This is a genomic window from Cupriavidus oxalaticus (genome assembly GCF_016894385.1).
GTDB classification, from domain to species: domain Bacteria; phylum Pseudomonadota; class Gammaproteobacteria; order Burkholderiales; family Burkholderiaceae; genus Cupriavidus; species Cupriavidus oxalaticus.
In genome coordinates this window covers 2,160,322-2,173,555 of record NZ_CP069812.1, presented here as the reverse complement: position 1 = coordinate 2,173,555, position 13,234 = coordinate 2,160,322, and the positions used below count along the sequence as shown (strand labels likewise).

Sequence of the window (13,234 nt, the reverse complement as noted above, 5' to 3'; positions counted from 1 at the left end):
CCACGTTCTGGCCCGGCTGTCAGCCGCGCACGAACGCGAGGAGGTCGGCGTTGATCGTATCGGCGTTTGTGGTTGGCATTCCGTGCGGAAACCCCGGATAGGTCTTCAGGGTCCCGTTCCTTAGCAGTTTTGCCGACAGGAGCCCCGTGTTTTCATAGGGGACGATCTGGTCGTCGTCCCCATGCATCACCAGAACGGGAATCGTCGCGCTCTTCAGGTCGTCGGTGAAGTCGGTCTGCGAGAAGGCGACGATGCCGTCATAGTGGGCTTTTGCGCTCCCCATCATGCCTTGCCGCCACCAGTTCCAGATGACGCCTTCCGACGGCTTCGCGTCGGGACGGTTGTAGCCGTAGAAAGGCCCGGCGGGAACGTCGTAATAAAACTGCGCACGATTTGCCGCGAGCTTGGCCTGGAAGTCGTCGAAGACGTCCTTGGGCAGGCCACCCGGGTTGTTCTCGGTCTTCACCATCAGCGGCGGAACGGCGCTGATCAGCACGGCCTTGGCGACACGGTCCTCGCCGTGACGGGCGACATAGTGGATGACCTCGCCGCCGCCCGTGGAGTGGCCGACATGGATGGCCTTCCGCACGCCGAGGTGGTTGACGACTGCCGCCACATCGTCGGCATAGTGGTCCATGTCATGGCCGTCCCAGACCTGACTGGATCGCCCATGGCCGCGACGGTCATGGGCGACAACCCGATAGCCGTTCGCCAGGAAAAAAAGCATCTGGGCATCCCAGTCATCAGCGCTGAGCGGCCAGCCGTGATGAAAGAAGATAACCTGCGCGTCACGCGGACCCCAATCTTTATAGAAGATCTCAACGCCATCCTTTGTTGTCACGTATCCCATTTTTCGCTTCTCCTGTGTGGTGGGTAAGCCCTGCTACCGGTGATATGCGCCCTGAGGCCGAGTCTTGCTCCTTTCAAGGTGGTAGATAGAAGACGGGAAGGGGAGTTGAGGTCATGCCCGGGCCAGACTGCTGACATGCCGTCGACGCCATCGTTCGCACAGGAATGTACCGACACATTCGCTCACCGAACCGGCCTGGCGGTCCGCCTCACCTGCCAGGAATCACTGTAGGATTAAAGTTGACATCAAGGTCAATACTTTTCCCAGGTGCTGTATGAAAACTGGGGAACTGGCGAAGCTCAGCTGCCTGGCAGCGTCCCGCATCCGCTCTTACGAGGCAGCCGGATTGATTTCGGCGGCCGAGCGCAAGGCGAATGGCTAGATGGTGACAGACATGGTGCTGTCTCGGGCGCACTGCAGCGTCAATCGACTTGGTGCTCGCCAGAAGACTCGAGGACATTGGGATGGCCACGGCGCACGTGGCGCGGTTCGAGCATCCGGTGCAGCATAAGTCCGATGGCGGCACCTGCGCATTGCGCCAGCACGAATCCTGGCACGCTGCCCGGTGCAATACCAGCAAAGCTGTCGCTGAACATGCGCCCGAATGCCGCCGCGGGATTGGCGAACGACGTGGAAGCGGTGAACCAGTATGCAGCACCGATATACGCCGCTACCATGGCCGAGGCCCGACCGCTCGCAGCGCGCAGGATCACCAGAATGAGACCGGCGGTTGCAACCGTCTCTGCAATCCATTGCCCCGGGCCACTGCGAACCTTGGCCGAGAACTGCAGGATTGTCATGTCGAACATGGCATGAACCAGCCAGGCTCCTAGTACCGCGCCGACAAGTTGTGCGGCGATATACGGAACCAGTGCGGCACCAGGCAGTTCTCCTTGCACCACCATGACAGAACTGACCGCCGGGTTGAAATGGGCGCCGCTGATCGGTCCGAAGACTTCGCAGGCAGCCGGATCAGGGATGCCCCAATGGGCTGTCATCGGCTGGCCAGGCCAGACGGGACAGACCTCGCCTGCCGCCTTGTCGCACACGGTAACCACGAAATCGAGTGACGGTGCACCATCCTGGGATACCATTTCGCGTAGTCCTCTTTCACCACGGTGGGCTGGGCGGCGAAGAGGGCCGAGTAGTAACGAATGCTCGCAGACAGATCGGCGACACTGACGTGGACGCGGAACCGCTTCATGATTTGGGCTCCGAGGCAACGGAACAATCGGACACAGAAGAGCACGGATTGCCGCTGCAGCAGTTCTCCATGAGGTAACCCAGCAATGCGTTCATGGTCTCGAAATGGGCCATGTAAATAATGGAGCGGCCGTCCTGGCGGCTGGCCAGCAGGCCCGCGCGGTGCCGGAAATTGGCGATGAAGGACCCACTCGAGGTTGCCATCATGCTTCAACCGTGCAATCGCGATAGGCAGAAAACTTCGAAGTCTTTCCGATGCCGGGATTGAAGCAATTGCACGGGTCGAGCTTTTCGTAAAACGCGGCGAGCTGCGGCTTGGCCTCGTACAGATGTCCCACGTTGTGCTCGGCCGGGTACTCGGCGCCGCGCATGTCGAGCAACTCAAGCATCTCGTGTTCGAGTGCGAGGCAGTTGTTGCCCTTGGCGACGATGTAGTCCTGGTGAAATACATGGCACAGGAAGTGTCCGTAATACAGCTTCAGCACGACCGCACGTTCGATCTTATCTGGTAGGCGCTCGAACCAGTCGCGATCGTTGCGACGTAGCGCGATATCGAGCGCAACGATATCCTCGACCTCGCGGTGATGGACCGCGCGGTATCGAACGGCGGCGCTGGCTGCAGCGAAGCGGTGCAGAAATGCCTTGCGGCCTTCGTCTTCGGTGCATTCGAAATATGCACCGCCGGATTGCGCAAAATGTTTCGACAGGAAGGCGCGCGCTTCGTCGATGCCCGCCGCCGGCACCTTCAGCATCAGATGATGCTCATACTCGTCGCGGTACGCCTTCAGTCGCGTAGGCAGATGATCGGGCAAGCAATTGCTGATCCATTGCAGCATGCGATCGGTCAGGTGCTTCGGCATGAAACCGAGGCGCTCGAACAACGCATCGCAGCGCGTTTTCAGATTGAAGAACATCGGAAGCCGGTCCGTGCCGAACTTGTCGATGATGACAAACAGATCCTTGCCATACTTTCGCGCAATATCGAATGCATCGCGATGCAGATACTCGCCCGCAATCGGCAGGTGCGCGAAATTGGCGAGCGCGTGACGTCGGATGTCGGTCAGCACGTCCGAATCATTCGTGCCGATGTAGAACACCTTCGCGCCATGCTCCACCGCGAACGTGTCGAGACGCACAGCAAAAACCATCAGCTTGCCCGCGCAACCGGAGGCTTCGAATAGGCGCCGTGGGTCTGCGTTGAAGCGCGCGGGCGTGGGCGCATCGACGTCGCGGACGTGGGTCGCGTATTCGTGATCCGACGCCGTCGCGCCGTGGCGAATGTGCGCCTCGGTGAACGTGCCGTTTTCCACGCGCGACAGAACCTCTTCCGGCGTGCCGCCAAGTTCGATGCCCAGATGATTGACGAGCCGCAGCATGCCCGATCCATCGACGGCGGCGAACATCGCCATCTCCGTGTAAGCCGGCCCGCGATGCACCAGCGAGCCGCCCGAATTGTTGCTGATGCCGCCCAGCACCGATGCGCCGATGCATGACGAGCCGATCACCGAATGCGGTTCTCGTCCGAGCGGTTTCAGCGAACGTTCGAGTTGGTCGAGCGTCGTGCCGCCGATGCAAACCACCTGATGGCCGCCGCGGATCAGATGCACGCCACGGATGCGCATCGTGCTGACGATAACAATGTCGCGGTCGTAGTCGTCGCCATCGGGCGTCGACCCACCGGTCAGTCCGGTATTCGATGCCTGCGTGATGACGATCGCGCGCGCGGCGACGCATGCGGCGAGCACGCGCCATTGTTCGACCAGAGTGCCAGGGCGCACGACTGCCAGTACGCGGCCCGTCCCGAAACGGTAGCCAGTGCGGTAGCGGCGCGTTTGCGCATCGCCGGTGAGCACGTTGCGTCCACCGACGATTTCGGCAAATGACGCGAGCAACGTTTTACGTGTATCCGCGAGGGGAATGGCGGAGTAAGCTGAATCTGACATGACAATCTTCGATCACGTATCAACTAGGAGCCGCTTCAAGCCCGGCTCGGTTCCGGCGCCGTCGGCGATACCGACAGCGCGCGCTGCGTCAGTGTCAGCGCCGCGCCGACGGACAGCGCCGCCGCGACGACGACCAGTCCGGCGTTCGTGCTATGCGTAACGTCCTTCATCCATCCGATGACCGACGGGCTTACGAATCCGGCGAGATTGCCGATCGAATTGATCATCGCGATGCCGGCAGCGGCGGCCGTGCCCGTCAGCACACTGCTCGGATAGGTCCAGAAGACGGGCATCATCGACAAAACACCTGCGGTGCCGAGCGACAGCGTGAGTAATACGAGCGCGATATTTCCCGTATAGAGCGTGCTTGCATAAAATCCCGCAGCGGCGGCGACGCCCGCCATCGCGAGATGCCAGCGGCGCTCGTTGTGACGGTCGGAACTGCGCGCGACCAGAATCATTGACACGATAGCGACCGCGTACGGGACTGCGGTCAGCAAGCCGACATCCAGTGCGTCCTTGACGCCCGCCGCCTTGATGAGCGTGGGCAAGTAAAAGCTCACGCCGTAGAGCCCCATCATGCAGCAGAAGTAGATCGCCGCGAACCGCCAGACACGGCCATTCGACACGATGCTGCGTAGCGACGCCTCCGCGCCCGCATATCCGTCGCGTGCGATGTTGTCCTCGAGAAGTTGCTTCTGACGCTCGTCGAGCCACGCCGCCGCCCGGATGCCGTTCGGCAGCACGAACAGCGTGACGATGCCCAGCAGCAGCGACGGAAGCGCTTCAAGCAGGAATAGCCATTGCCAGTTCGACAGACCCTGCACGCCGTTGAACGCCTGCATGATCCAGCCCGACAGCGGGCCGCCGACCACGCCCGCAACGGGAATGCCGATCATGAAAAGCGCGTTCATGCGGCCGCGGCGGGCCGACGGATACCAGTACGTCAGATACAGCACGATACCCGGAAAGAAGCCTGCCTCCGCGACACCGAGGATAAAACGCAGCGCATAGAACATGGCCGGCGTCTTCACAAACAGCGTCGCTGCCGATACCAGTGCCCATGTCACCATGATGCGGCTTATCCACACGCGCGCGCCCAGGCGATGCAGCAAGATATTGCTCGGCACCTCGAAAACGAAATAGCCGATGAAGAAAATCCCCGCACCAAGCCCGTACACCGACTCGCTAAATTTCAGGTCGCTGAGCATCTGCAGCTTTGCAAATCCGACGTTGACGCGATCGAGATAAGCCGCAACATAGCAGATGAAGAGAAACGGCAGCAGACGCCAGGTCACTTTCGCGTAAGTCGCGTTCTCGAACGCTGGCGTTGCGACTGGGGCGTGGGTATGGGATCTGCCGGTAGTGGGGCCGGCGGACGCGCTTGTCGAGTCGTGCGGGGTCATCGCGAGTCTCCTGATTCGTGTGCGGTTTGCCACCGCAACTGAGTTTGCCAGCGCGCATTGTTTCGCGGCAGCAGGAGACTGTCGAGACGTTACGACACTGGTCCGACCAGTTATTTTTGTCGTGCCAGGCACGAACTTTCGCGAGAATTAATGCCGGCGCGGGCGCCAGGATGGACGCATGTTCGTGTTCGCTCGCGTCATGCCCATCCCTTGAGCCGCAGCGTGGCCCGAACCAGACGCTGTTCCTCCGCTTCGATCTCTCTAAGGCTGGCAATAGTGGTGGCGATATGTGCATCGGCAGCCTTGCGCGCCTGCTCCGGCTGTTTGCCGATCACGGCCTTGTATAGACGGGCATGCTGCTTGTCGATCACACGCTTTTCAGCCTCGCGATGGTAGAGGTTGTTTACGGAGGCGAAGACCGAACTCAGCAATAAATCGGTGAGCGAACTCAGCGTATGCACGAGGACTGGGTTGTGCGATGCCTCGCAGATCGCGAGGTGGAAGGCATAGTCGAGCCGCGCGCGCATCGACTCGCCGACGTCGCTTTCATTCGCGGCCAGCATGTCCTCATAGCGGCGGGTAATCAGCGCGAAATCCGCCTGCGTGCCACGAAGCGCGGCAAGGCGCGCCGATTCGGCCTCGAGTATCTCGCGTACTTCGAAGATGTCGTATAGCGTTCTCGGCTGAGAGCCGAGGAGATGCATCATCGGCGTAAGCGCCGGCTGCGAGGTAAGCGCCGCGACGAACGATCCGCGTCCGTGTGCGGTTTCGATGATTCCGCGCGTCCGTAAGACCTGCAGCCCCTCCCGCACGGCGGACCGCGACACGCCAAGTTTGGCGGTTAGGCGTCGCTCGGAAGGCAGCGGTTGTCCCGGTTTCAGGACGCCGTCGACTATCAGGCCTTCGATGCGTTCAGCGACCATATCCGCGATCTGCGACGCATATTCCGGGTTGTCTTCCTGCATGGTATGTCTCACTGGTCAGACCACTTCGAAGGAAACTCTTCGCTTATGGCGAATGCTAGCACCATTGCAGCAAGGGGCTCCTCGCAAACCGAGGACTCGGAAGCGGGAAATCCGGAGCGCCGAAGGCCGGCGCACGTATGAAACGCAGGTGACCGGTTTTCGAGGGAAGGAGTCGTTTGAATGACGGTGTGGGGTGGCAGCAACTGGCCGCAAGCGACCACCCGCCGGCTAACGGGTTATCACACTGCTCCGCCATTTCGAGTGCATCGTCTACCTCGACGCCAAGGTATCGGAGTGTGCCGGGTTTCGCCACAGTTCTGGTGAGATGACGCCTGCTGGCGACCGCAGGCTCAGGGGCTCATCTGCAGCCAGTCTAATCCGCCAGACACGCAGCGTTGCCTTCTTGTCGCAGCGGCCTCAAGCCGGTGATTTCCCGTGCTTCGGCCGGCGTAGCCGGCTCGTAGCCCATCTGAGAGGGGGCAAATCTGTTCCGTAGGTGAAGCTAGTGCGTGCTATCCGTGGGGCCGGGACCCACGCGGATGGCGCTTTTGGGCAATCCGATGAGGATCGTCAGACCGCCAGCGAGAACCAGGCCGGTCAGCGACAGCAGGCCGATCTGAATGCTGCCGGTCGCCCCCTTGATCCAGCCGATCAGCGTCGGGCTGACAAAGCCGCCAAGAATTCCAAGCGAGCTGACCACCGCGATGCCGGCCGCCGCGGCCTGTCGGCCAAGATAGGTCGGCGGGATCGACCAGAACAGCGAGCCGCCGCCGAAGCAACCAGTCGAGCAAGCGCTTCGTCGATCCCGCCGACATTGCAGCGCTCGCCGTATTTCTCGCATCCGATGCAGGGCGCTCCATCTCCGGTCAGATGACTTCGGGACGGGGACTATGTGAACCTGGGCATCGGCTTGCCTACCAAGGTCGTCGGGCACGTGCCAGCGGGCATGCAGGTCTGGCTTCAATCGGAGAATGGCCTGATTGGCATTGGACCTCCCCCCTATGAAGACGAAATCGATCCCGATCTGATCGATGCCGCCAAGCAGACCATCACGACGGTGCCAGGCGCATCCATTTGTTCCTCGTCGATGTCCTTCGCGATGATCCGCGGCGGTCATATGGATCTCACGATCCTGGGGGGCATGCAGGTCAGCGCGGCCGGGGATCTGGCGAACTGGATGATTCCGGGAAAGATGGTCAAGGGCATGGGTGGCGCGATGGACCTCGTCGGCGGCGTGCGTCGCGTCGTGGTGGTCATGGAACACAACACGCGCGATGGCGAAATGAAGATCCTGGAGCGCTGTTCCTTGCCGCTCACCGGAGCGGGAGTGGTCAACCGCATCATCACCGACCTGGCGGTCATCGACGTGACTGGCGACGGCCTCATCGTCCGGGAAATGGCGCCCGGCGTTTCCAGGGATGTGCTCCAGGCGAGGACGGAACCAACGCTGCGCTTCGATTGCCTGCGTTAGCCCTCGAAATCAGAAAACGCTGTGTGCTTCATGGGCCACCGGTCAAGGCGGTGGCATGTAATGCAAAGTCGTTGGCATCCTTTGCATGGCGTGTAGCCCCCTGGCGCCGCTAGGCTACGCCACATAGGCCATGACCGGAATTGACGCGGATCCAGCCGGGGCGCGTTGCCGGGCATGTCTCGTGTCGCGATGTTCTTGGAAGGATGTAACCAGCATGACTTATTCGCTCTCGCGCGCCGACGTGGACAGCATTACCGATGGTGACGTGAAATGCAGCACCATGAAACTGCTGCCGGGATGGGACGACATCCCAGTGGACTTCCGCAACGGCAATCTCTATACCCGCCTGGCAGAGGCGCGCCTGCTCGACTACCAGCTACCCGGGATCTCGATTGCATTCCTGCCGGAGTTCGATGACGCTGCGGCTTGCGAGGCGATCGATCGTTGCATCACTGCCCATCTGAACGCCTTCGCGCCCCGCCACCAGCACCGGATCGCCGGCGTGGGATACATGATCTCGAAGGTTTGCACGGTCACATGCGTCGGTGTCGAGAATGCCAATGCCGGGCATCACGCCTGATGCAGGTCGGGAGGCGCGGGCCGTCGCCAGGCCCAGGTACCGGCGCGCTTACCCTGGCACAGGCTTGAATCTTTGGTGCGCGGGCATCGCCAGTTGAGCGGGCCCTCCGGCGGCCCTACCCTATGCTGAAGTGGGAGCGCGAGCGGACATGCACCATCCACACCTTCAGCCCGGCACACTTTGGTCGGCTATCGTCCAACGGACAGCGCTCGCCTTGCAGAGCGGGGCGTTATGTCCGATCGAAACCATCCAGACAGTCATCGAGGACGGCGGCGTGCGCTTCCAGGTGCGCGAGGTGTCGAGCCTGCGGAGCAAGGACAAGGCGCGCAAGGCGGGCAGTGCCGGCGGCAATCCGTTCCTGCCTTATGACGCGGAACTGTTTGTCATGGATATCTCCGACCACCATGTGGCCCTGCTGAACAAGTTCAACGTCATCGATCATCACCTGCTGATCGTCACCCGCTGCTTCGAACCGCAGGAGTCCCTGCTGACCGTCCCGGACTTTGCCGCGCTGCTTGCTTGCATGGCGGAATTCCCGAGCCTGGGCTTCTACAACGGCGGGGCCGCCGCGGGAGCGAGCCAGGCCCACAAGCATCTGCAGCTCGTGCCGCTGCCTCTCGCCGAAAACGGCCCGTTGCTGCCGATCGACACCGTGCTGCAGCCGGCGCAAATCGCCGGCGCTCCGGGCACCCTCGGCGCCGTCCCGGGCCTCCCGTTTGCGCACGCATTCGCGCCACTGGACCTGCTTGCAGCACCACTGCACGAGATGGCGCGCGCCGCCTGCGCGCGCTACCGCGCCTTGCTCGATTCGGTGGGCGTGCGGGCGCTGCAGGTCGATGGGGCATTGCTTCAATCGGCGCCATACAACCTGCTGGTCATGCCTGCCGGGCTGCTGCTGGTGCGCAGAGCCAGGGAGTGTGTGGAAGGCATCCCCCTCAATGCCCTCGCGTTTGCCGGCTCGTTGTTTGTCCGGGATGCAGCGCAAAGGCGGACGGTTGTGAGGGTTGGCCCGATGAATCTCCTCCGGCGCGCCGCGGCAGACGGCGAGCGGGGTGGGGAGGTATAGCCGGGTAATGCCCCACAGAAGACGCCAGTCCGTTCCGACCGGCTGCCAACGATACGCGATTCTGTAAGTTAATGTTATATACATGACTTTAAAGTCACATTTAGGTGTTGGCCCCACTTCCTTTCTGGGTAAATCCCTAGGGACGAAATTAGAGCAACTCCTCTAATCTTGGCGTTTGGTCTTTGTGCAGTGCACCAGGGCCCCTAATCGTTTGGAAACCACGCTCGACCGGTGCCTTGTAGCCTTGCGGCAGGCGACACCCGGCGGCTACAGGAGGCATACCCAACCCATGTCCTTTTTTACATCCGATCAGTTCGCGGCAGTCCATAAGAACAACCTGACCAATCTGGCCAAGCTGTCGAACACCACCTTCGAAGGGATCCAGAAGCTGACGGAACTGAACCTGCAGGCGGCCAAGGCAGCCATGGCCGATGGGCAGGCAATGCTGCAGGCCGTGTCGGCCAGCAAAGATCCCGGCGATGTCCTGAAGGGCAATGCGCCGCAGCCTGCTGCAGACAAAGCCATCGAATACGCGCGTCATGTGTGCGAGATCGCAACGCAGGCCCAGGCCGACCTGGCCAGGGCCGTTGAAGAGCAATACGAGTTGCAGCAGCGCAATGTGCAGGCTTTCGTCGACGCCTTCGTGAAGAATGCCCCGGCTGGTTCCGAAGCCATTTCGGCCACGCTGCAGGCGACATTGGATAACGCCACGCAATCCTACCGCGCCGCGCAAGCCATCAGCCAGCAGTTGACCGGCCTGGCTTCCACCACGTTCACCGCAACCCCCGGCGCGGCCACGGGTTCGGATCGCCAGCCAACGCACCGCTAGTCTGCAGATCGGGCGCGGATCGGGCGCGCCGGCATAGCCGGTATCCATTCAAGAAGAAACTCGGCTATCGATCGGTTCCCCCTTGCGGCATGGCGCCGGCAGGGGCTGTAGCTGTTGCGATAAGCCGTTAAGGTCGGCCTGCCATTCCCGGCAGGCCAGGGGTCTTTTACTTTGCAGAAAGAGAGAATCAGCATGACGAAAAAAATCGCACTGGTTACCGGCGGCATGGGTGGCCTGGGAGAGGCCATTTCCATCCGCTTGCATGATGCGGGCTATACGGTGGTGGTCACCCATTCGCCGGGCAACACCAAAGTGCAGGAATGGCTGGCATCCATGGCTGCCGCCGGTCGCGAGATCCGCGCCTACGAGGTCGATGTGGCGGACTACGAGAGCTGCCAGGCAGGCATGGCGCGGATCCTGGCCGAGCTCGGCCGCGTCGACATCCTGGTGAACAACGCCGGCATCACCCGGGACATGGCGTTCAGGAAGATGGACAAGCCAAACTGGGATGCGGTGATCAGGACCAATCTCGACTCTGTGTTCAATGTCACCAAGCCCCTCTGCGAGGGCATGGTGGAGCGCGGGTGGGGACGGATCATCAACATCTCGTCAGTCAACGGTTCCAAGGGCGCCTTTGGCCAGACCAACTATTCCGCGGCCAAGGCCGGCATGCATGGCTTCACCAAGGCACTGGCCCTGGAGGTCGCCAGGAAAGGCGTGACGGTCAACACGGTATCGCCGGGCTATCTGGCCACCAAGATGGTGACGGCCGTGCCGAAGGAGATCATGGACAGCAAGATCCTGCCGCAGATTCCGATGGGGCGCCTGGGCAAGCCCGAGGAAGTGGCGGGACTGGTCGCTTTCCTTTGCTCCGACGATGCGGCCTACCTGACTGGCGCGAATCTCGCCATCAACGGCGGTCAGCATATGGACTGACGCAGGGACGGGTGGTCAGTCGCTGTCAAGGCGGTGGACTGCCCAGCGGCGGCCCGCCCTTGCTCGTGGCCGCAAGGGCCTGCCACCAGTCTTCGCCAGGTCGCGCTTGCCGCGCGCACACCCGTGGTCACGCCGCCCGCGCCAGCGCAACCGCTGCACGAGACCGGATAAAGAACCCGAGGCCGGCAATCACGGCTACCGCATAGCCGGCGATATAGCCATAGACGGCGCCACGTGCACCGTAGTGCGGGATCAGGACGAGGTCCACCACGATCATGGTGACCAGCACGAGGATCCATTTCTCGACCAGCCAGGTCGGCTTGCGCAGATAGATCGCTAACAACGACAGTGCCGCATCCGCGAACACCAGTCCGGCCCCCATCGCGGAAAGGCGCAGCAGATCTGCCGCTGCCTCATAGTGATTGCCGTAGATCAAGTCAATGACCCAGGGCGCACAATAGGCGATCACCGCGCCTCCCGCCATCCCCATGGCGGCCATGCCGGCGGCGACATAAAGCACATTGCGTCGTACCAGCGCAAGGGTCGGCTGCGCATAGATCATCAACGGAGCCACCGAGCTCGCGACGATGGTGGCGAGCATCATGAAGTTGTCCAGGATCTGCATCGAGGCGGCATAGCCGCCAAGTTCGAACAGGGAAATGTGCGGCCTGAGCAGGAGTTGGTCAACGCGCTTCGCACAGAGCATCAGCAGCATGCTCGCCCAGAAGACCGCGCCGTCGCGCAGCAGCCGCTTCGCCAGTAGCCAGTCGATGCCTACCGCCACGCGGGGGGCGCGCTGGTGATAATAGCGCGTAAGCAGCACGGCACCGAGCAAGGACTCCGCGGCGAAAGCCCAGGCAAAAACCGGGGCAGAGTCCGAGCCGGCCAGATAGAGCACTGAGACACTCACCATCCGGAAGGCAAGGCCAATCATGCCGAAAACGACCGCAGGGCGACTGTCGGTACGCGCCTGCAGCCAGGCACGGACCGCGCTGAAGGGTTCGCCCAACAACATGGGGATGCCAAAGATCATGGCGGCCAGGACAATGGCCTTGTCCTCTTCCGTCGTCGCCACGACAACCACGAGCAGCAGATAGCCGGCAACCGCGGCAATGATGCGTAAGCCGAACACATGGGTCAGCAACTTGTGTTGCGCGGCCGGTGCCGGGTTGGCAACGAGTCGGGGGATGACCTCTTCATCGCAGCAGATCAGGGCGACCGCTGACGCAATCAACACCAGCGACTGTGCATACTGGAACTCGGCAAAGCCCACAGGCCCGACGGCGCGTGCGATCAGGGCAATGCTGGCGATGCCAAGCAGCACCTGCAAGCCACGCTCAAGAACCAGCCAGAGCACGTTGCGGGCGATTCGCATATGCATAGCCAGGTCTCTCCCGAAAATGGTGCCGGTAAATGCTTTGCCGGCATGACCGTTGGGAATTTCTGCCGTCCGGCCGCGGATGTCGTGTCATCAGTGCTGGGATCCACGGCGGCCGTGTCGGACCGGCGCCCGGACCGCAGGATGCCTGCACCGGTGTCGGGGATTCTTACATGCGATCCGCTGCGCGCACTGTTGCGCTCCGCACACTGGCGGTTGCCATGCCATGACGGATGTCAAGCGTAGGCTGGCTCGCGAACGATTCCCATTTGGGTCACCAGAGGCGGCCCCTGGTGGCTTGGGACGCGCATACCTACTGTCGGGAGATCGGCCGCCTGCTTGAGATAGGTGGAACGTCGCTGCAGATGTTGGGCTCCTTCTTTGACCCTAGGCCTCGGTCAGCGCAATGAACTGTTCGATGTACTTGGCCGACAGTTGAGGGTATTGGTGCTGCGGTCCGTGGCCGGCTTCGGGGAGCACCACCAACTGACCCCGAGGAATGCGACCGATCAGTGGATACCAGTTCTGAGCCGCTGTGCTCGGGTCTCTGTCCCCGCCAACGTATCCAGGAACAGCGGGTCCCACGTATCAAGCGTTCCGCGCATGC

General features: G+C 61.9%; 12 protein-coding genes and 2 pseudogenes. 5 read left to right on the top strand and 9 right to left on the bottom strand.

The features are described from left to right. Positions 1 to 19 precede the first annotated feature (19 nt). The 8 genes and pseudogenes from JTE92_RS22440 to JTE92_RS22405 form a co-directional block, all read right to left on the bottom strand. Positions 20 to 850 (bottom strand): alpha/beta fold hydrolase, encoded by an 831-nt coding sequence (locus JTE92_RS22440; RefSeq protein WP_063237949.1) that lies wholly within the window; start codon positions 848 to 850, stop codon positions 20 to 22. A 422-nt stretch (positions 851 to 1,272) separates the two neighbouring features. After that, on the bottom strand, positions 1,273 to 1,944 hold the full coding sequence (locus JTE92_RS22435) for an aquaporin (protein WP_232353300.1): 672 nt from the start codon (positions 1,942 to 1,944) through the stop codon (positions 1,273 to 1,275). Continuing rightward, positions 1,941 to 2,054: pseudogene (locus tag JTE92_RS22425) on the bottom strand (ArsI/CadI family heavy metal resistance metalloenzyme); the annotation flags it as partial. The pseudogene JTE92_RS22425 and the gene JTE92_RS22435, both read right to left, overlap by 4 nt. Continuing rightward, a pseudogene (locus JTE92_RS30540) lies at positions 2,051 to 2,257 on the bottom strand (ArsR/SmtB family transcription factor); the annotation flags it as partial. The pseudogenes JTE92_RS30540 and JTE92_RS22425, both read right to left, overlap by 4 nt. Further along, positions 2,257 to 3,996 carry a D-lactate dehydrogenase gene (dld, locus tag JTE92_RS22420; RefSeq protein WP_063237947.1) on the bottom strand — a complete coding sequence of 580 codons (1,740 nt, stop codon included), beginning with the start codon at positions 3,994 to 3,996 and terminating at the stop codon, positions 2,257 to 2,259. The pseudogene JTE92_RS30540 and the gene dld, both read right to left, overlap by 1 nt. 35 nt (positions 3,997 to 4,031) lie before the next feature. Next, the gene (locus JTE92_RS22415; protein WP_084254493.1) at positions 4,032 to 5,402 is read right to left on the bottom strand and encodes an MFS transporter; all 1,371 of its coding nucleotides are present in this window, start codon (positions 5,400 to 5,402) and stop codon (positions 4,032 to 4,034) included. Between the two features lie 197 nt (positions 5,403 to 5,599). Then, positions 5,600 to 6,367, bottom strand: a complete 768-nt coding sequence (gene glcC / locus JTE92_RS22410; RefSeq protein WP_063237945.1) for a transcriptional regulator GlcC — start codon at positions 6,365 to 6,367, stop codon at positions 5,600 to 5,602. Positions 6,368 to 6,869: 502 nt separating this feature from the next. Then, positions 6,870 to 7,208, bottom strand: a complete 339-nt coding sequence (locus JTE92_RS22405) for an MFS transporter (protein WP_232353299.1) — start codon at positions 7,206 to 7,208, stop codon at positions 6,870 to 6,872. 51 nt (positions 7,209 to 7,259) lie between these two features. Here JTE92_RS22405 and JTE92_RS22400 point away from each other — a divergent pair, with 51 nt between their 5' ends. The 5 genes from JTE92_RS22400 to phbB all read left to right on the top strand — a co-directional run bounded on the left by JTE92_RS22400 (position 7,260) and on the right by phbB (position 11,249). Beyond that, entirely contained in the window at positions 7,260 to 7,838 is a 579-nt protein-coding gene (locus tag JTE92_RS22400; RefSeq protein ID WP_063237943.1) for a 3-oxoacid CoA-transferase subunit B, read from the top strand. Positions 7,839 to 8,052: 214 nt separating this feature from the next. Then, positions 8,053 to 8,418, top strand: coding sequence for a hypothetical protein (locus tag JTE92_RS22395; protein ID WP_169834800.1), 366 nt, complete (start codon positions 8,053 to 8,055; stop codon positions 8,416 to 8,418). Between the two features lie 148 nt (positions 8,419 to 8,566). After that, on the top strand, positions 8,567 to 9,484 hold the full coding sequence (locus tag JTE92_RS22390) for an ATP adenylyltransferase family protein (protein ID WP_063237942.1): 918 nt from the start codon (positions 8,567 to 8,569) through the stop codon (positions 9,482 to 9,484). A 211-nt stretch (positions 9,485 to 9,695) separates the two neighbouring features. Then, entirely contained in the window at positions 9,696 to 10,313 is a 618-nt protein-coding gene (phaP, locus tag JTE92_RS22385) for a phasin family protein (protein ID WP_232353298.1), read from the top strand. Positions 10,314 to 10,505: 192 nt separating this feature from the next. Beyond that, positions 10,506 to 11,249, top strand: coding sequence for an acetoacetyl-CoA reductase (gene phbB / locus JTE92_RS22380; RefSeq protein WP_063237940.1), 744 nt, complete (start codon positions 10,506 to 10,508; stop codon positions 11,247 to 11,249). Positions 11,250 to 11,376: 127 nt separating this feature from the next. Here the strand turns inward: phbB and JTE92_RS22375 are convergent, their stop codons facing one another. Then, entirely contained in the window at positions 11,377 to 12,624 is a 1,248-nt protein-coding gene (locus JTE92_RS22375; protein ID WP_239477815.1) for an oligosaccharide flippase family protein, read from the bottom strand. Positions 12,625 to 13,234 lie beyond the last annotated feature (610 nt).